The organism is Rhodococcus parequi (assembly GCF_046042785.1).
GTDB lineage: Bacteria > Actinomycetota > Actinomycetes > Mycobacteriales > Mycobacteriaceae > Prescottella > Prescottella parequi.
Map to the genome: position 1 here is coordinate 14991 of NZ_JBDLNV010000007.1, position 18023 is coordinate 33013.

The following is an 18023-nucleotide window of genomic DNA, read 5'->3' on the forward strand; positions in this document are numbered from 1 at the left end:
CAGCGCCTGCTCGCGTGCCTCGCTTCAGCCGTCGACACAGCCCCGTCGACGGCGAACCTCAAAGACGAGTGGAGCTGACGTGACCACCAGTATTGATTCGTTCGGCGCCAAGGGAACGCTCGAGGTCGGAGACAACTCGTACGAGATCTTCCGCCTCTCTTCCGTTCCCGGCACCGAGAAGCTGCCCTACGCACTGAAGGTTCTCGCCGAGAACCTGCTGCGCACCGAGGACGGCGCCAACATCACCGCCGATCACATTCGCGCCATCGCGAACTGGGATCCCTCGGCCCAGCCGAGCGTCGAGATCCAGTTCACGCCCGCGCGCGTGATCATGCAGGACTTCACCGGCGTGCCCTGTGTCGTCGACCTCGCCACCATGCGTGAGGCCGTCACCACCCTCGGCGGCGACCCGAACAAGGTCAACCCGCTCTCCCCCGCCGACATGGTCATCGACCACTCGGTCATCCTCGACGTGTTCGGCCAGGCCGACGCCCTCGAGCGCAACGTCGACCTCGAGTACCAGCGCAACGGCGAGCGTTACCAGTTCCTGCGCTGGGGCCAGGGTGCGTTCGACGACTTCAAGGTCGTCCCGCCGGGCATGGGCATCGTCCACCAGGTCAACATCGAGTACCTGGCACCGACCGTCATGACCCGCAACGGCCAGGCGTACCCCGACACCTGCGTCGGCACCGACTCGCACACCACGATGGTCAACGGCCTGGGCGTGCTGGGCTGGGGCGTCGGCGGCATCGAGGCCGAGGCCGCGATGCTCGGCCAGCCGGTCTCGATGCTCATCCCGCGCGTCGTCGGCTTCAAGCTGACCGGTGAGATCAAGCCGGGCGTGACCGCGACCGACGTCGTGCTCACCGTGACCGACATGCTCCGCAAGCACGGTGTCGTCGGCAAGTTCGTCGAGTTCTACGGCGCCGGTGTCGCCGAGGTTCCGCTGGCGAACCGCGCGACCCTGGGCAACATGAGCCCCGAGTTCGGTTCCACCGCAGCGATCTTCCCGATCGACGGCGAGACCATCAACTACCTGCGCCTGACCGGCCGCAGTGACGAGCAGCTCGCGCTCGTCGAGGCGTATGCCAAGGAACAGGGCATGTGGCACGACGCCGACAAGGAGCCCGCCTACTCCGAGTACCTCGAGCTGGATCTCGGCACCGTCGTGCCGTCGATCGCCGGCCCGAAGCGCCCGCAGGACCGCATCCTGCTGTCGGAGTCGAAGGACGCGTTCCGTCGCGACATCGTCACCTACGTCACCAACGGCAACGAGGCCACCCACACGGCTCTCGACGAGGCCGTCGAGGAGTCCTTCCCGGCCTCCGACCCGGCGTCGCTCTCGACTGCCACCGACGAGGTCGCGCCCGTGCCCTCGGCTGCCAACGGCTCCACCGGCCGTCCGTCGAAGCCGGTCACGGTGAAGACCGACCGCGGCGAGTTCGTCCTCGACCACGGCGCGGTCGCGGTCGCGGGCATCACCTCCTGCACCAACACCTCGAACCCGTCGGTCATGCTCGGTGCCGCGCTGCTCGCCCGCAACGCGGTCGAGAAGGGCCTCGAGACCAAGCCGTGGGTCAAGACCAACATGGCGCCCGGCTCGCAGGTCGTCTCCGACTACTACGAGAAGGCCGGCCTGTGGCCCTACCTCGAGAAGCTCGGCTTCTACCTGGGCGGCTACGGCTGCACCACCTGCATCGGTAACACCGGCCCGCTGCCGGAGGAGATCTCCAAGGCGATCAACGAGCACGACCTGTCGGTCACCGCGGTGCTCTCCGGTAACCGCAACTTCGAGGGTCGTATCTCCCCCGACGTCAAGATGAACTACCTGGCGTCGCCGCCGCTCGTCATCGCGTACGCGCTGGCCGGCACCATGGACTTCGACTTCGAGACCGACGCGCTGGGCCAGGACAAGGACGGCAACGACGTCTTCCTGAAGGACATCTGGCCTTCGGCCCAGGAGATCGACGACACCATCAAGTCGGCGATCAGCCAGGACATGTTCCGCAAGTCCTACGCCGACGTCTTCAAGGGCGACGAGCGCTGGCAGAACCTGAACACGCCGGAGGGCGACACCTTCGCGTGGGACGAGAACTCGACCTACGTCCGCAAGGCGCCGTACTTCGACGGCATGACGATGGATCCGGCCCCGGTCACCGACATCAAGGGCGCCCGCGTCCTCGCGCTGCTCGGCGACTCGGTCACCACCGACCACATCAGCCCGGCCGGCCCGATCAAGCCCGGCACCCCGGCCGCGCAGTACCTGGACGCCAACGGCGTCGAGCGCAAGGACTACAACTCCCTGGGCTCGCGTCGCGGTAACCACGAGGTGATGATCCGCGGCACGTTCGCGAACATCCGTCTGAAGAACCAGCTGCTCGACGACGTCTCCGGTGGCTACACCCGCGACTTCACGCAGGACGGTGCGCCGCAGGCGTTCATCTACGACGCGTCGCAGAACTACCAGAAGGCCGGCATCCCGCTGGTCGTGCTGGGCGGCAAGGAGTACGGCTCCGGATCGTCGCGTGACTGGGCCGCCAAGGGCACCAGCCTGCTCGGCGTCAAGGCCGTCATCGTGGAGTCGTTCGAACGCATCCACCGCTCCAACCTCATCGGCATGGGCGTCGTCCCGCTGCAGTTCCCGGCAGGCGAGTCGGCCGGCTCGCTGGGCCTGGACGGCACCGAGGTCTTCGACATCTCGGGCGTCGAGAAGCTCAACGAGGGCGTCACCCCGGAGACGGTCAAGGTCACCGCGACCAAGGCCGACGGCTCCAAGGTCGAGTTCGACGCGGTCGTCCGCATCGACACCCCCGGCGAGGCGGACTACTACCGCAACGGCGGCATCCTGCAGTACGTGCTGCGCAACATGATCCGGGGCTAGTCACCTGATCGTGTGATCTCGGTTCTCCGGGATCACCCAGTGCGCTGACGGCGGGCTCGGGACGTCAGTCTCGAGCCCGCCGTTGCAGTTTCGTACGAAAGGAAGTCGGCTGTGCCCAAGGTCAGTGAAGACCATCTCGCGGCGCGGCGGAGCCAGATCCTCGACGGCGCCCGCCAGTGCTTCGCGCAGTACGGCTACGACGGCGCCACCGTGCGCCGACTCGAGGAGACCACCGGGCTCTCGCGCGGTGCGATCTTCCACCATTTCAAGGACAAGGACGGCCTGTTCCTCGCCCTTGCCCACGAGGACGCCAAGCGGATGGCCGACGTGGTCGCCGAGGGCGGCCTCGTCCAGGTGATGCGCGACATGCTCGCGTCCCCCGACCAGTTCGACTGGCTCGGCACCCGCCTCGAGATCGCCCGGCGCCTGCGCACCGACCCCGAGTTCGCCCGGGACTGGACGCAGCGCAGCGCCGAGCTCACCGAAGCAACCGTGCGCCGCCTCGAGCGGCAGAAGTCCGCCGGACGTCTGCGCGACGACCTGCCCACCGACGTCCTGCTCGACTACCTCGACCTGGTGCTCGACGGTCTGATTGCCCGCATCGCGTCCGGGCACGGGGCCGAGAACCTCTCGGCCGTCCTCGATCTCGTCGAGGAATCGGTGCGCCGCCGAGACTCCTGAACCGACTCGCCCCTTCGTCGTCCGCGAGCATTCACCAAGCCGCCCCGAAGCCGGCCGGCATCGAGCGATACTGCTTCCGTGACTTCTGGCCGCCGACCGACATGGGACCGCGATGCATGACGTGAAGGTGTCGGCCTGTGCCGAGCGCACCCAACTCGCGGATCTGTTGCACTCATTGACCACGCAGCAGTGGCAGACGCCGTCGCTGTGTGAGGGCTGGAGCATCCGCGACGTGGTCGCCCACATGCTGAGCTGCGAGGAATTGAGCCCCGGTGGCGTCGTGAGCAGGTTCACTCGCGGCTGGTGGCGGTTCGACCGCGCCAATGCGATCGGGCTGGACGACTATGCCGACCACAGCCCTGAAGAACTGCTGGACCTGCTCGATCGGAGCCTGCAGCCCCGAGGACTCACCACCGCGTTCGGCGGCCGAATTGCGCTCGTGGACGGGATGATTCACCAGCAGGACGTTCGCCGGCCGCTCGGCCTACCCCGGGACATCCCCGCAGACAGGCTCGTGCCCGCGCTGAACTTCGCGCGCATCGCACCCCCGATCGGCGCGCTCCGACGAATTCGGGGTCTTCGATTGTCGGCAACAGACCTCGACTGGACCGCGGGCCGAGGGCACCGAAGTTCGCGGAACCGGCGAGGCGCTGCTCATGGCGATGGCCGGCCGCGGCGCGGTCACGGACGAGCTGGAGGGTCCGGGTCTGGCGACACTGCGCGATCGGATCGCGGCTGCTCGTGCGAGACCCCACCGGCGAAACGCGTAGCGGACGCTAGAGCTTATATCCGACGCCGCCGCCACGCCCAGACAGACAACGCGGGTCCCGCGAGGGATACGACCGGCAAGATTCGCCGCAACCGCCGCACCATCGTGTAGCGCCCGTACTGCTCGCTCGAAAGAAACTGGTATCCCGACGAGCTCGAACCGGATGATCCTGCACCGGGTGAACTCCACCAGACGTTCCGCCCGGCGGTGAGAATCTCGGGCCAGGTGAAGACGCCCACCGCTACCGCCATCGCAATACACGTGGCGGGGAACACGACCCAGAACCAGGGGAATCCCGGCGCCCGCCCGAGTCGGTCGCGCCGCGGCCAGACGATTCCCGCCGCCAGCAGCGCAACTCCCACACCGACGAGCACCCACCACGCCATGGACTGCAGGCTACGGTCCCGACGCGGATGCGAAAGCTCATTCGGCGGCTGACGTCCGTGATCTCACATGGAATACGGCATGTTGTCCACGGAGCATCCGACGCCACACATGACGGCGGCGACCGCTACGAATCCGACGACGAAGCCGCCCGCGAAGGAACGAGAGCCGCGCGGAAACGCCAAGGGTCCGACGGCGCCGACAACGGCCGCCACCGGCAGCGTGCCGAGTCGCTCGAAGCGCCGTCCGGTCCCGGTCCCCAGGTGCGCTCCCCATGAGACGGACACTAGCCGCGACGGAGCGACGGGGCGGACGTCACCCGGTCGTCTTCTTGCGCCGGTTCGGCCCACCCCGTCGGCGCAGCGTCACGTCGGCCTCGACGAGCACATTGTGGATGAAGCCGTACGAGCGGCCGGTCTGATTGGCCAGGGTGCGGATGCTCGCCCCCGCCTCGTACTGCGCCTTGAGGTCGTCGCGGAGCTTGTCACGCGATTCCCCGGTGATGCGGGACCCCCGCGAGATTCCCGTGCTCTCCGCCATGACGTCCTCCGGTCAGCTGAGCGAGCCTCGGTTTCCAGGCTAGATCACCGGTCGACGCGTGATCAACAAACCGAAAACTCGCTCAGCCAGCGGGGACGGGACGAATCAGGCGAGCTGGATGAGCTCGAGGTACTCCTGCGACCAGTGATCCTCCTGGCCGTCCGGCAGCAGGATGACGCGCTCGGGGTTGAGCGCCTCGGCGGCTCCCGGGTCGTGCGTCACGAGGACGACCGCGCCCTTGTAGCTACGCAGCGCGTCGAGGACCTGCTCGCGCGAGATGGGATCGAGGTTGTTGGTGGGCTCGTCGAGCAGCAGCACGTTGGCAGCCGACGACACCAGACCGGCCAGCGCCAGACGCGTCTTCTCACCACCGGACAACGTGCCGGCCGGCTGCTCGAGCTGCGGGCCGGTGAACATGAACGCGCCGAGTAGAGAGCGCAGCTCCTGCTCCCCCGTGTCCGGGGCGGCGTGCCGGATGTTCTCCCACACGCTGGCGTCGTCGTCGAGGGTGTCGTGCTCCTGCGCGAAGTAGCCGATCTTCAGGCCGTGGCCGGGGACCAGCTCACCCGCGTTGGGCGTTTCGGTGCCCGCCAGGATGCGCAGCAGCGTCGTCTTGCCGGCACCGTTGAGCCCGAGCACGACCACCCGGCTGCCCCGGTCGATGGCCAGGTCCACACCGGCGAAGATCTCCAGCGAGCCGTACATCTTGGTGAGGTTCTCGGCCATCAGCGGGGTCTTGCCGCACGCGGCCGGCTCCGGGAAGCGAATGTGCGCGACCTTGTCGTCGACCCGGACCTCGTCGAGCGCGGCCATCATCTTGTCGGCGCGCTTGGCCATGTTCTGCGCGGCCGTCGCCTTCGTGGCCTTGGCGCCGAGCTTGGCCGCCTGCACGCGCAGCGCGCCGGCCTTCTTCTCGGCGTTCGCACGCTCACGCCGGCGACGCTGCTCGTCGGTGGCGCGGGCGTCGAGGTACTTCTTCCAGCCCATGTTGTAGATGTCGGCCTCGCCGCGGACGGCGTCGAGGAACCACACCCGGTTCACGACGTCGTTGAGCAGGTCCACATCGTGGCTGATCACGATCAGGCCGCCGTCGTGGTTCTGCAGGAACCCGCGCAGCCACGTGATGGAATCGGCGTCGAGGTGGTTGGTGGGCTCGTCGAGCAGCAGCGTCGTGTTCGACTTGCCGCCGGAACCGTCGGACGCGGCGAACAGGATGCGGGCCAGCTCGACGCGGCGACGCTGACCGCCGGAGAGCGTGCGTAGCGGCTGCTCCAGGATGCGGTCCGCCAGACCGAGGCTGTTGCAGATGCGGGCGGCCTCGGACTCCGCGACGTAGCCCCCGAGGGCGGAGAACCGGTCCTCGAGCGAACCGTACTTGCGCACGGCCTTGTCCCGGACAGCGTCGTCGACGGCCTCGGCCATGATGGTCTGCTGCTTCTCCATGCTGCGCAGGATCTCGTCGAGGCCGCGCGCCGAGAGGACGCGGTCCTTGGCGAGAACGTCGAGGTTGCCCTCCTTGGGATCCTGCGGCAGATAGCCCAGATCACCGCTGCGGATCACCGCGCCCGCGTAGGGCTCGCCCTCGCCGGCGAGGATGCGCAGGGTCGTGGTCTTGCCGGCGCCGTTGCGCCCGACCAGACCGATCCGGTCACCGGCCTGCACACGCAGCGCCGGACCCGGAGCAGACAGCAGGGTTCGCACACCGGCACGAACTTCGAGGTCGGTGGCGGTAATCAAGCAAAACTCCTCAAACGAACGACAAGCGGAACAACGAGGCAGAAAAGACCTCGGACGTCATCGTGCCCACGATTGGGCACAAGAACCACTGATTTTACCGTGACCTCGGCTCGGCACCACTCCCCGACCCAGTGACTCGGCTAACGTTCGATGCCATGACACGCGTGAAGGATCTGCAGGACCGCAGCGCCCTCGTCACCGGCGCGAGCCGCGGCATCGGCAAGGCCGTCGCCGCCGAGCTCCTCGCCCGAGGTGCGAACGTGGTCGTCACTGCCCGCAAACCCGAGCCGCTCGAGGAAGCCGCGGAGGAACTGCGCGCCCTCGGTCACGGCGGAAAGGTGCTCGCCGTCGCGGGCAACTCCGGCGACACGGAGGCTCGCCGCGAGGCGGTCGCCCGGGCGGTATCGGACTTCGGCTCTCTCGACATCCTGATCAACAACACCGGCATCAACCCGGTGTACGGGGCCTTGATGGACGCAGATCTGGACGCGGTCCGCAAGATCTTCGACGTCAACGTCGTCGCCGCCCTCGGCTACGTGCAGGAGGCGTACCGAGCCTGGATGGGCGAGCACGGCGGTGCGGTCGTCAACCTCGCGAGCGTCGCCGGCATCCGGTCGACCGGCGTGATCGCCGCCTACGGCGCGTCGAAGGCCGCACTGATCCGGCTCACCGAGGAACTCGCGTGGCAGCTGGGTCCGAAGATCCGCGTCAATGCCGTCGCTCCGGGCGTCGTCAAGACCAAGTTCGCCGCCGCCCTCGTCGCGGCCGGCGAGGAGCAGGCGTCGTCGATCTACCCGATGAAGCGGCTCGGCACCCCCGAGGACGTCGCCGGCCTGGTCGGCTTCCTGGTCTCCGACGAGGCCGCCTGGATCACCGGCGAGACCGTGCGCGTCGACGGTGGCCTGCTCGCGACGGGCGCCCTCTGACCGGCACTGCCGATCTCGCGGTCGTCGGGCTCGGTCCCGCCGGCCGTGCCCTCGCGCACCGTGCGGCGCGCGCCGGGCTGAGCGTCGTGGCTGTCGACCCGCACCCGGACCGGCCGTGGCTGCCGACCTACGCGGCGTGGGCGGACGAGCTGCCCGGCTGGCTCGGCGCGGACGTACTGCGCCGAGCCGTCCCCCGCCCGCACGCGTGGGGCACCCGGACGCACGTGCTCGACCGGACGTACGCCGTGCTCGACAACGCGGCTCTGCACGACGCCCTCGACGTCGCGGCCGTCCACGTGATCCGTGGGGTCGCCGGAGCGGTGTCCCCGAACGTCGTCGCCCTCCGGGACGGCACCGACGTCCGCGCACACCGGGTGGTCGACGCCCGCGGACTGCGCCCGGATCCGACGCTCGCCGAGCAGACTGCCTTCGGGATCGTGCTGCCGACGTCGGCGGCGACGCCCGCACTGGGCGACGCCGACTGCTGGTTCATGGACTGGCGCCGCGACAACGGGACGACCCCGGCCGATCCGCCGTCGTTCCTGTACGCGGTCCCGCTCGGCGAGGACACCGTGTTGCTCGAGGAGACGTGCCTGGTCGGACGCCCGGGGTTGCCGCTGGGCGAACTGCGTCGACGGCTCGACGCACGCCTCGACAACCGCGGGGTCGAACCACCGGCCAACCTGGAGGTGGAGCGGGTCCGGTTCCCGGTTCACGCCCCGCGACATCGTTCCGGCACCACCGCGTTCGGTGCCCGGGCGGGACTGGTCCACCCGGGCACCGGGTACAGCGTGGCGGCGTCTCTGTCTGCCGTCGACGACGTCGTGGCCGCACTCCTCGCGGGAGGCGACCCGGGAAAGGCGTTGTGGCCGTGGCAGGCTCGCGCGGTCCGCTCGCTGCGCGAGGTGGGCCTGTCGGCACTGCTGAGTCTCGACCCCGCCCGAAACGCGGAGTTCTTCGACGCGTTCTTCGCGCTGCCTGTCGAGCGGCAGCGGTCCTATCTGTCGGGTCGCGACGACGTCCGCGGGACCGCCTCCACGATGTGGCAACTGTTCCGCACTGTGTCGCCACCGATCCGCCGGACGCTGGCACTGGCCGGCGTCCGGCGGTCGTGACTCAGGACCCGAGCGAACCCGTCGGGATCCAGGACGGCAGCCGGCCGAGCGAACCCGTCGCGGGCGGCGCCGTCTTCGGCAGCGGTGCACCGTCGAGATCCGCGGGCTGAGCGATACCCAGGTTGTCGAGCACGGTGGGCGTGATGTCGGCGATCGTCACGTCGTCGTCGGTGGCCCCCGCCTGGTAGCCGGCACCGCGCGCGATCACGAACGTCGTTGCCTCCTCGGCACTCTGGCCGCCGTGCCCGCCGGTCGGCCTATGGCCGTGATCGGAGGTCACGAGGACCGTCCACTTCTCGCCGGTCGCCTTGCTGCGGGCGTCGACGGCATCGACGATCCTGCCGACCTCGACATCGACGCGTTCGAGCGCCGGAACGTACTCGGATCCGGCGGTACCGGACGAGTGCCCGGCGCCGTCCACCTGGTCGAGCTGGGTGAACACGAAGTCCGGTCCGTTGGTGGTGATCTCCGTGGCGACGGCGGTCGCCGTCGCCGTGTCCGTCGCGGCGCCACTGCCCGCATCCGGAGTGGAGACGACGACGTCGGCCTTCGGGTTGCCGGAGTTCGGGATGGTGGCGATTCCACCCCACGTCGCGATCGACGCGGTGCGCAGCTCAGGCTTGGTCTGCTCGATTCGAGTGAATGCCGTCGGATACAGGTCGTAGCGGGCACCGTTGTACGAGTTGTCGACCACTCCGTGCTTGGTGTGCCACACGCCGGTCAGGATCGTCGACCAGGACGGGCCGGAGATCGTCGGGTGGCCGAGGATCGACGACTGCCCGCTGGTGCCCTCGGCGACGAGGCGGTGCAGGTTGGGGGTGTTCGCGGACTTCACGTGGTCGAGCATCGTGCCGTCCAGGCCGATCACCACGGTCTTGGTGACGTCGGTGGGCGCGGCGGCGGCCGTACCGGCGGTCGCCGTGGCGACACCGGCGGCGAGCGTGCCCGCAGCGAGGAGGAGGGACAGTGCCTTGGGGGATGCGATGGTGTTGGTCACGAGTTCCACCCTGGATCGGACTAGACCAATTGTCGCCCCTTTGTCGCAAGTGTTGTCCCATCGTTCGTCGGCCGTTCGCCGGAGATGCCGCGCGGTTGCCCTGACGTCATCCGGGCGACGCGGACCGTGAGCCCGGCGCGGCAAATATCTCGAGATGGTGATGATCTCCGCCGCGTACCGCGCGCGACGCTGCAAACTCGGCAATAGTGGGGGCATGCGGTCAATCTGGAAGGGTTCCATCGCGTTCGGGCTGGTCAACGTGCCGGTCAAGGTGTACTCCGCCACGGAGGACCACGACATCCGGTTCCACCAGGTCCACGCGAAGGACGGCGGTCGGATCAAGTACAACCGCGTCTGCAGCGAGTGTGGCCAGACGGTGCAGTTCGCCGACATCGACAAGGCCTACGACTCCGACGAGGGTGACCGGGTCATCCTCACCGACGAGGACTTCGAGAAGCTTCCCGCGGCGGAGAAGCACGAGATCCCCGTGCTGCAGTTCGTGCCGACGGACCAGATCGATCCGATCCTGTTCGAGAAGAGCTACTACCTCGAACCGGACTCGTCGTCCCCCAAGGCGTACGTCCTGCTGGCGAAGACGCTCGAGCAGGCCGATCGCACGGCCCTGGTGCACTTCACGCTGCGCCAGAAGACCCGACTGGCCGCGCTGCGCGAGCGCGACGGCGTGCTGGTGATCCAGACGCTGCTGTGGCCGGACGAGGTGCGCGCAGCGGAATTCCCCTCGCTCGACGACGTCGAGGAACCGAAGGCCAGGGAACTGAAGATGGCCGGCACCCTCGTCGAGAGCATGGCCGAGGACTTCGATCCCACGGAGTTCACCGACGACTACCAGATCCAGCTGCGGCAACTGCTCGACGACGCCATCGCCAGCGGTGGCAAGAAGGTGATCCCCGCCGCCGAACGCACCGAGGGCGGCGAGGACGCCGAGGTGGTCGATCTGGTGGCGGCGTTGCAGCGCAGTCTCGAGGCCGCCGGCGAGGAGGTCAAACCCGCACCGGCGAAGAAGAAGGCGCCCGCGCGCCGGAAACGAGCCTGAGTTGCGCTACCCGCGGGACGGTCGCGCGATGAAGGACCGCAGGTAGCGCCCGGTCATCACGCTCTGTACGACGCGCGCCACCGGATCACCCACTCGCGTGAACCACCGCCCCGGTCGGGAGAACACCGTGATCGTCGCCCGGACCTCGCCGTCGGCGTCGCGTTCGACGCAGAACCGCTCCTCCCCGGACTCGGGATGCCCCGGCAGGGTGCCGTACGCGAAACCGCGACGGTGGGGTTCGTCGATCACGTAGACGACCCGGCACGGAATCGTGAACCCGAACCACCGCAACACGACCGTGGTCCCCGGCGCCGCCGTGTCCGCATCGGCCTCGACTCGCAGTCCCGCACGACGGTGGACGTCCCAGCGCATCAACGCGTCGGACGCGGCGAGGAACGTGTCCTCGCCGCGTCCGAGTCGCGACGACTTCCGGATGTGGCGGTATCCCGCCGGCAGCTCTCCGGCGGTCGCACCGACCTCGTCGTAGGTCAGCTCGCCGCCCACCGGGCAGGGCCTTCGGCTAGACCGTGAACCCGAGGGCGCGCAACTGCTCGCGACCGTCCTCGGTGATCTTGTCCGGGCCCCACGGCGGCATCCACACCCAGTTGATCCGGAGCTCGTCGCACAGGCTGCTGTTGACCAGGGCCCGCTTGGACTGCTCCTCGATGACGTCGGTCAGTGGGCACGCCGCCGAGGTCAGCGTCATGTCGAGTTGAACGATGTCGATGCCGTTCTCGTCGATCTCCTTGAAGTCGTAGACCAGACCGAGGTCGACGACGTTGATGCCGAGCTCGGGGTCGACGACGTCGCGCATCGCCTCCTCGAGCTCGTCGAGGCGCTCCGGGGTGAGCGTCGCACCGTACTCGGCGGCGGGCTCCGTCGCGGGTGTCTCGGTCTGGGCCTGCTCGGCCTGGGTGTCCGTCATGATGTCTGTCCTCCGGTTCGAGCCAGGTCGTTCTCGTCGTCGACTATTCGAACAACGGCGTCCTTGAAAGCCATCCATCCCAGCAACGCGCACTTCACACGCGCCGGGTACTTCGACACACCGCTGAAGGCGATGCCGTCGCCGAGGACGTCCTCGTCCCCCTCGATCGTGCCGCGACTGCCGACCATCTCGTTGAACGCGTCGACCGTGCGCAGCGCCTCGTCGAGCGGCATGCCGACGATCTGGTCGAACAGCACCGACGTCGACGCCTGGCTGATCGAGCATCCCTGGCCGTCGTACGAGATGTCGGCGACCACCGGACGGCCGTCGTCGCCCTCGGTGAGGTGCGCGCGCAACGTGATCTCGTCACCGCACGTCGGGTTGACGTGATGCACCTCGGCACCGAACGGGTCGCGCAGTCCGCGCCCGTGCGGGTGCTTGTAGTGGTCCAGGATCACTTCCTGGTACATCTGCTCCAGGCGCACGTTTAGTTACCTCCACTCACACCGAAGAAGTCCTGCGCGCGCCGGATGCCGGCGATCAGCGCGTCCACTTCGTCGAGGGTGTTGTACAGCGCGAACGATGCCCGCGCGGTGGCGGCGATGCCGAACCGCTGGTGCATCGGCCACGCGCAGTGGTGGCCCACCCGCACGGCCACGCCGTCGTCGTCGAGGACCTGCCCCAGATCGTGGGCATGGATCCCGTCGACGAGGAACGAGACCGCCGAACCGCGGTCGATGCCGTCGGTGGGGCCGACGATCCGCACACCGTCGATACCGGCGAGACCCTCGAGCGCCGCGGTGACGAGCAGGTGCTCGTGCTGCGCGACAGCGTCCATCCCGATGTCCTGAAGGTACTTCACGGCAGCGCCGAGCCCGACGACCTGAGAGGTCATCGGAACACCGGCCTCGAACCGCTGCGGCGGCGCCGCATACGTGCTGCCCTCCATCGTGACGGTCTCGATCATCGAGCCGCCCGTGATGAACGGCGGCATCGACGCCAGCAGCTCGCGACGTCCGTAGAGCACGCCGACCCCGGACGGGCCGAGCATCTTGTGCCCCGAGAACGCCGCGTAATCGACACCGAGGGAACGGAAGTCGACCGCAAGATGCGGCACCGACTGGCACGCGTCGAGCACGGTGACCGCGCCGACGGCCTGCGCGCGGCGGACCAGTTCGGTGACCGGCGAGATCGCGCCCGTCACGTTGGACTGGTGCGTGAACGCGACGACCTTGACCTTGTCGGTCAGCTCGAGCGAATCGAGATCGATGCGGCCGTCGTCGGTGATGCCGTACCAGCGCAGCGTGGCACCCGTACGACGCGCAAGCTCCTGCCACGGAACGAGATTCGCGTGGTGCTCGAGTTCGGTGACGACGATCTCGTCACCGGGGCCGACGACCTTGTCGAAGCGGTCGTCGCCGAACACGTAGGCGACGAGGTTCAGCGACTCGGTGGCGTTCTTGGTGAACACCAGCTCGTCCGGGTCGGCACCGACGAACGCCGCGATCGCGGCGCGCGCACCCTCGTACGCATCGGTGGCTTCCTCGGCCAGCTGATGCGCACCGCGGTGCACCGCGGCGTTGCACGTGGTCAGGAACTCCCGTTCGGCGTCCAGTACCTGTACCGGACGCTGCGAGGTGGCACCCGAATCCAGATACACCAAGGGCTTTCCGTCGCGCACGGTCCGCCCCAGGATCGGGAAGTCCGCCCGGATCCTGGTGACGTCCAGCGCAGCCGCCGTGGTGGTCATCGGACTACGCTCCCGCCCCGGCCTGGGTGAAACGCACGTAGCCGTTGGCCTCGAGCTCGTCGGCGAGCTCGGCGCCACCGGACTCGACGATCCGGCCGTTCACGAACACGTGCACGAACTCCGGCTGGATGTAGCGCAGGATGCGGGTGTAGTGCGTGATCAGCAGCACGCCGCCGTCCTCGCGCTCCTTGTACCGGTTGACACCCTCGGACACCACGCGCAGCGCGTCGACGTCGAGGCCCGAGTCGGTCTCGTCGAGGATCGCGATCTTCGGCTTGAGCAGGCCCAGCTGGAGGATCTCGTGGCGCTTCTTCTCGCCGCCGGAGAAGCCCTCGTTGACGCTGCGCTCACCGAAGGTCGGATCGATCTCCAGCTCGCTCATCGCCTCCTTGACCTCCTTGACCCAGTGGCGCAGCTTGGGGGCCTCGCCACGGACCGAGGTGGCCGCGGTACGCAGGAAGTTCGACATCGAGACGCCGGGCACCTCGACCGGGTACTGCATCGCCAGGAACAGACCGGCACGGGCGCGCTCGTCGACGCTCATCTCCAGGACGTTCTCGCCGTCGAGGGTGATGGTGCCGGAGGTCACCTCGTACTTGGGGTGGCCGGCGATCGCGTACGACAGCGTCGACTTGCCCGAGCCGTTGGGGCCCATGATGGCGTGGGTCTCGCCCGAACGGACGGTCAGGTTCACACCCTTGAGGATGTTGATCGACTCGGCGTTCTCGTCCGAGTTTGCGACGTTGACGTGCAGGTCGCGAATTTCAAGCGTAGACATTCGATTTCCTATACGGGTATCGGCGAAGTATCGGGAAGGTGGCGGACCGGATCAGGCGCCGACCGCGGCCAGCTCGGCCTCGACAGCGGCCTCGAGACGCTCGCGCACCTCGGGAACCGCGATGCGGTTGATGATCTCGTGGAAGAAACCACGCACGACCAGCCGCATGGCCTGCTCCTCGGGAATGCCCCGCGCGCGCAGGTAGAACAGCTGCTCATCGTCGAATCGTCCGGTGGCGCTGGCGTGTCCGGCACCGACGATCTCGCCGGTCTCGATCTCGAGGTTCGGCACCGAGTCGGCACGGGCGCCGTCGGTGAGCACCAGGTTGCGGTTGAGCTCGAACGTGTCGGTGCCCTCCGCCGCGGCCCGGATCAGCACGTCGCCGATCCACACGGTGTGCGCGTCCGGCTTGCCGGAGTTCGGATCACCCTGCAGCGCACCCTTGTACACGACATTGGACTTGCAGTGCGGCTGCGAATGGTCGACGAGCAGACGCTGCTCGAAGTGCTGGCCGGCGTCGGCGAAGTACAGGCCGAGCATCTCGGCGTCGCCGCCCGGGCCCGCGTACTTGACCGTCGGGGTGATGCGCACCAGGTCGCCGCCGAGGCTCACCGACGTGTGCCTCAGCACCGCGTCGCGGCCGACGAGGGCGTGGTGCGCGGCGGTGTGGACGGCGTCGTCGGCCCAGTCCTGGACCGCGACGATCGTCAGCGACGCGCTGTCACCCAGCACGAACTCGACGTTCTCCGCGTACGTTCCGCTGCCCTTCTGATCGAGCACGATCGTCGCCTTCGCGAACTCCTCGAGCCGAATCTGCAGGTGCCCGAACGCCACCTTGCCCTCACCGGGGCCGGTGACGGTGATGTGCACCGGTGCGGCGACCTCGGTCTCGCGGCCGACGGTCACGACGGTCGCGGTCTCGAACGACGAGTACGCCTGTGCGGCGACACGGTCGAACGGGACGCCGCCCTGTCCGAGACGCGCGTCGTCGCGGCCGACGGTCTCGACGGAGACGTCACCGACGACGTCCACGGTCGCGGTGCCGGACGCGACGGCAGTGCCGTCGTGCAGGCCGCGCAGTCGACGCAGCGGCGTGAAGCGCCACGCCTCGTCGCGGCCCGAGGGCACCTCGAACGCGTTCACGTCGAACGAGGTGAAGACCTCGCCCTTGTTGGTTGCGGGGGCGGCGTTCTCGCCGGCCGCCGCGCCCTGTACTCCCGTCACGGGGGTGCTCACTAGCCCACCGCCCCTTCCATCTGCAGTTCGATCAGGCGGTTGAGCTCGAGGGCGTACTCCATCGGCAGCTCCTTGGCGATGGGCTCGACGAACCCGCGCACCACCATGGCCATGGCCTCGTCCTCGGTCAGACCGCGGCTCATGAGGTAGAACAACTGGTCGTCGCTGACCTTCGACACCGTGGCCTCGTGGCCCATCGTGACGTCGTCCTCGCGGACGTCGACGTACGGGTAGGTGTCGGAGCGGCTGATCTGGTCGACCAGCAGGGCATCACACTTGACGGTCGCCTTCGACCCGTGAGCGCCCTTGTTGACCTGCACCAGGCCGCGGTACGACGCACGGCCGCCACCGCGGGCCACCGACTTCGACACGATGGTCGACGACGTGTGCGGCGCCAGGTGCAGCATCTTCGCGCCGGTGTCCTGGTGCTGGCCCTCGCCGGCGAACGCGACGGAGAGAACCTCACCGCGGGCGTGCTCGCCCATCATCCACACGGCCGGGTACTTCATGGTGACCTTGGAGCCGATGTTGCCGTCGATCCACTCCATCGAACCGCCCGCCTCGACCTTGGTGCGCTTGGTCACCAGGTTGTAGACGTTGTTCGACCAGTTCTGGATCGTCGTGTAGCGGCAGTGGCCGCCCTTCTTGACGATGATCTCGACCACCGCGGAGTGCAGCGAGTCGGACTTGTAGATCGGGGCGGTGCAGCCCTCGACGTAGTGCACCGAGGCGCCCTCGTCGACGATGATCAGCGTCCGCTCGAACTGACCCATGTTCTCGGTGTTGATCCGGAAGTAGGCCTGCAGCGGGATGTCGACCTTCACACCCGGCGGCACGTAGATGAACGATCCGCCGGACCAGACGGCGGTGTTCAGCGCGGAGAACTTGTTGTCGCCGGCCGGAATGACCGAACCGAAGTACTCCTGGAAGATCTCCGGGTGCTCGCGCAGACCGGTGTCGGTGTCCAGGAAGATGACGCCCTGCGCCTCGAGATCCTCACGGATCGAGTGGTAGACGACCTCGGACTCGTACTGCGCCGCGACACCGGCGACCAAGCGCTGCTTCTCCGCCTCGGGGATGCCCAGCTTGTCGTACGTGTTCTTGATGTCCTCGGGCAGGTCTTCCCAGCTCTCGGCCTGCTTCTCGCTCGAGCGCACGAAGTACTTGATGTTGTCGAAGTCGATGCCGTCGAGGTTGGAACCCCAGTGCGGCATCGGCTTCTTGTCGAAGGTGCGCAGCGCCTTGAGCCGGATGTCGAGCATCCACTCGGGTTCGTTCTTCTTCGCGGAGATGTCCCGCACGACTGCCTCGGACAGCCCTCGTTGCGCGCTGGCACCGGCAACGTCGGAGTCCGACCAGCCGTAGCCGTAGTGGCCCAGCGACGCGATCGCTTCTTCCTGCGTGAGTGGCGCCTCGGGTGTCACCTGGTCTGGTGTGACGGTCATGCGAGCTCCTTCCGGAGTCTTGTTACGTACCGGTGTGAGCTGTCCACCGGAGAGAACATCTATGAGGTCTTTCGGGGTGAAGCGAGAGGAACGTGGGTGGTGCAGGCGCAGTCGCCGTTCGCGATGGTCGCCAACTGCTGGACGTGGGTGCCGAGCAGTTCCGCGAAGGCGGCCCGCTCCGCTTCGCAGAGTTCGGGGAACTCCTCCGCGACGTGCGAGATCGGACAGTGGTGCTGGCAGATCTGCACGCCGTTGCCGACCGGGCGGATCGAGGCCGCGAATCCCGCCGACGTGAACGCCTCCGCAATCTCCTCCGCAGTGGACTCGACCTCCTCGGGCCTGTCCTCCACCACCGGCGACACCTGCCCGACGATCGACTGCACCCGGCGCCGAGCGAAGTCTTCGATGGCTGCGTCGCCACCGATCTCGCGCAACTGCCGCATCGCCGCGCCCGCAAGGTCGTCGTACGTATGACCGAGCTTGCCTCGCCCCGCCGCGGTGATCTGGAACAGTTTCGCCGGGCGGCCTCGCCCGCGTTGCCGCCAGCTGGCGGCGCTCGCCTCCTGCGCCTCCCCCGCCTCGATGAGCACATCGAGATGGCGGCGGACGCCGGCTGCGCTGAGGCCGAGACGCGCACCGATGTCGGTGGCCGAAATCGGCCCCTCCTCGACCAACAACTGCACCACGGCGGCGCGGGTATGGCCTTCGTGCGCGCCGGTCACGGGCAGCGGCGCACCACCGGGGGCCGGTGCAGGCACATGACCTGCACTTTCTCCCATCACGCGTCGAGCCGCTTCCGATTTCA

At 68.2% G+C, this 18023-nt stretch carries 16 protein-coding genes and 1 pseudogene; 6 read left to right on the forward strand and 11 right to left on the reverse strand.

Annotated elements, in window-relative coordinates; all coding sequences use genetic code 11:
• Positions 1 to 79: 79 nt before the first annotated feature.
• The 3 genes and pseudogenes from acnA (at position 80) to ABEU20_RS19200 (ending at position 4332) form a co-directional block, all read left to right on the forward strand.
• A complete protein-coding gene (gene acnA, locus ABEU20_RS19190) occupies positions 80 to 2881 on the forward strand; it encodes an aconitate hydratase AcnA (RefSeq protein ID WP_420165977.1) in 2802 nt (933 codons plus the stop codon).
• Positions 2882 to 2992: 111 nt separating this feature from the next.
• Positions 2993 to 3562, forward strand: a complete 570-nt coding sequence (locus ABEU20_RS19195) for a TetR/AcrR family transcriptional regulator (RefSeq protein WP_127916944.1) — start codon at positions 2993 to 2995, stop codon at positions 3560 to 3562.
• A 112-nt stretch (positions 3563 to 3674) separates the two neighbouring features.
• A pseudogene (locus ABEU20_RS19200) lies at positions 3675 to 4332 on the forward strand (maleylpyruvate isomerase family mycothiol-dependent enzyme).
• A 698-nt stretch (positions 4333 to 5030) separates the two neighbouring features.
• Here ABEU20_RS19200 and ABEU20_RS19205 read toward each other — a convergent pair.
• Together ABEU20_RS19205 and ABEU20_RS19210 are read right to left on the reverse strand one after the other, a co-directional pair.
• Positions 5031 to 5255, reverse strand: coding sequence for a helix-turn-helix domain-containing protein (locus ABEU20_RS19205; protein WP_420165978.1), 225 nt, complete (start codon positions 5253 to 5255; stop codon positions 5031 to 5033).
• A gap of 105 nt (positions 5256 to 5360) precedes the next feature.
• Positions 5361 to 6992 carry an ABC-F family ATP-binding cassette domain-containing protein gene (locus ABEU20_RS19210; RefSeq protein WP_420165979.1) on the reverse strand — a complete coding sequence of 544 codons (1632 nt, stop codon included), beginning with the start codon at positions 6990 to 6992 and terminating at the stop codon, positions 5361 to 5363.
• A 155-nt stretch (positions 6993 to 7147) separates the two neighbouring features.
• On the opposite strand from ABEU20_RS19210, the gene ABEU20_RS19215 reads away from it, so the two are divergent.
• Together ABEU20_RS19215 and ABEU20_RS19220 are read left to right on the forward strand one after the other, a co-directional pair.
• Complete coding sequence (locus ABEU20_RS19215; RefSeq protein ID WP_420165980.1) at positions 7148 to 7918, forward strand: SDR family oxidoreductase; 771 nt, start codon at positions 7148 to 7150, stop codon at positions 7916 to 7918.
• Entirely contained in the window at positions 7915 to 9033 is a 1119-nt protein-coding gene (locus tag ABEU20_RS19220) for a lycopene cyclase family protein (RefSeq protein ID WP_420166260.1), read from the forward strand. The genes ABEU20_RS19215 and ABEU20_RS19220 overlap by 4 nt, the downstream gene beginning before the upstream one ends.
• A gap of 1 nt (position 9034) precedes the next feature.
• On the opposite strand, the gene ABEU20_RS19225 is transcribed toward ABEU20_RS19220, so the two are convergent.
• Positions 9035 to 10030 (reverse strand): alkaline phosphatase family protein, encoded by a 996-nt coding sequence (locus tag ABEU20_RS19225; RefSeq protein WP_420165981.1) that lies wholly within the window; start codon positions 10028 to 10030, stop codon positions 9035 to 9037.
• A 214-nt stretch (positions 10031 to 10244) separates the two neighbouring features.
• Here ABEU20_RS19225 and ku point away from each other — a divergent pair, with 214 nt between their 5' ends.
• Positions 10245 to 11084 (forward strand): non-homologous end joining protein Ku, encoded by an 840-nt coding sequence (ku, locus tag ABEU20_RS19230; RefSeq protein WP_420165982.1) that lies wholly within the window; start codon positions 10245 to 10247, stop codon positions 11082 to 11084.
• A 6-nt stretch (positions 11085 to 11090) separates the two neighbouring features.
• On the opposite strand, the gene ABEU20_RS19235 is transcribed toward ku, so the two are convergent.
• Genes ABEU20_RS19235 through ABEU20_RS19270 form a run of 8 tightly spaced genes read right to left on the reverse strand, consistent with a single transcriptional unit; the run spans position 11091 to position 17997 of the window.
• Positions 11091 to 11588 carry a DUF1990 domain-containing protein gene (locus ABEU20_RS19235; RefSeq protein ID WP_420165983.1) on the reverse strand — a complete coding sequence of 166 codons (498 nt, stop codon included), beginning with the start codon at positions 11586 to 11588 and terminating at the stop codon, positions 11091 to 11093.
• A 16-nt stretch (positions 11589 to 11604) separates the two neighbouring features.
• Positions 11605 to 12009 (reverse strand): metal-sulfur cluster assembly factor, encoded by a 405-nt coding sequence (locus tag ABEU20_RS19240; RefSeq protein ID WP_420165984.1) that lies wholly within the window; start codon positions 12007 to 12009, stop codon positions 11605 to 11607.
• Positions 12006 to 12494, reverse strand: coding sequence for a Fe-S cluster assembly sulfur transfer protein SufU (sufU, locus tag ABEU20_RS19245; RefSeq protein ID WP_420165985.1), 489 nt, complete (start codon positions 12492 to 12494; stop codon positions 12006 to 12008). Before sufU ends, ABEU20_RS19240 begins: the two co-directional genes overlap by 4 nt.
• Before the next feature lie 2 nt (positions 12495 to 12496).
• Positions 12497 to 13759, reverse strand: a complete 1263-nt coding sequence (locus ABEU20_RS19250) for a cysteine desulfurase (protein ID WP_420165986.1) — start codon at positions 13757 to 13759, stop codon at positions 12497 to 12499.
• A 4-nt stretch (positions 13760 to 13763) separates the two neighbouring features.
• Positions 13764 to 14537 (reverse strand): Fe-S cluster assembly ATPase SufC, encoded by a 774-nt coding sequence (gene sufC / locus ABEU20_RS19255; RefSeq protein ID WP_420165987.1) that lies wholly within the window; start codon positions 14535 to 14537, stop codon positions 13764 to 13766.
• A gap of 51 nt (positions 14538 to 14588) precedes the next feature.
• Positions 14589 to 15773 (reverse strand): Fe-S cluster assembly protein SufD, encoded by a 1185-nt coding sequence (sufD, locus tag ABEU20_RS19260; protein ID WP_420165988.1) that lies wholly within the window; start codon positions 15771 to 15773, stop codon positions 14589 to 14591.
• Positions 15773 to 17218 carry a Fe-S cluster assembly protein SufB gene (sufB, locus tag ABEU20_RS19265; protein ID WP_420165989.1) on the reverse strand — a complete coding sequence of 482 codons (1446 nt, stop codon included), beginning with the start codon at positions 17216 to 17218 and terminating at the stop codon, positions 15773 to 15775. Before sufB ends, sufD begins: the two co-directional genes overlap by 1 nt.
• A 59-nt stretch (positions 17219 to 17277) precedes the next feature.
• Positions 17278 to 17997: a helix-turn-helix transcriptional regulator gene (locus ABEU20_RS19270; RefSeq protein WP_420166261.1), complete on the reverse strand. Its 720-nt coding sequence runs from the start codon at positions 17995 to 17997 to the stop codon at positions 17278 to 17280.
• Between the last annotated feature and the right edge of the window lie 26 nt (positions 17998 to 18023).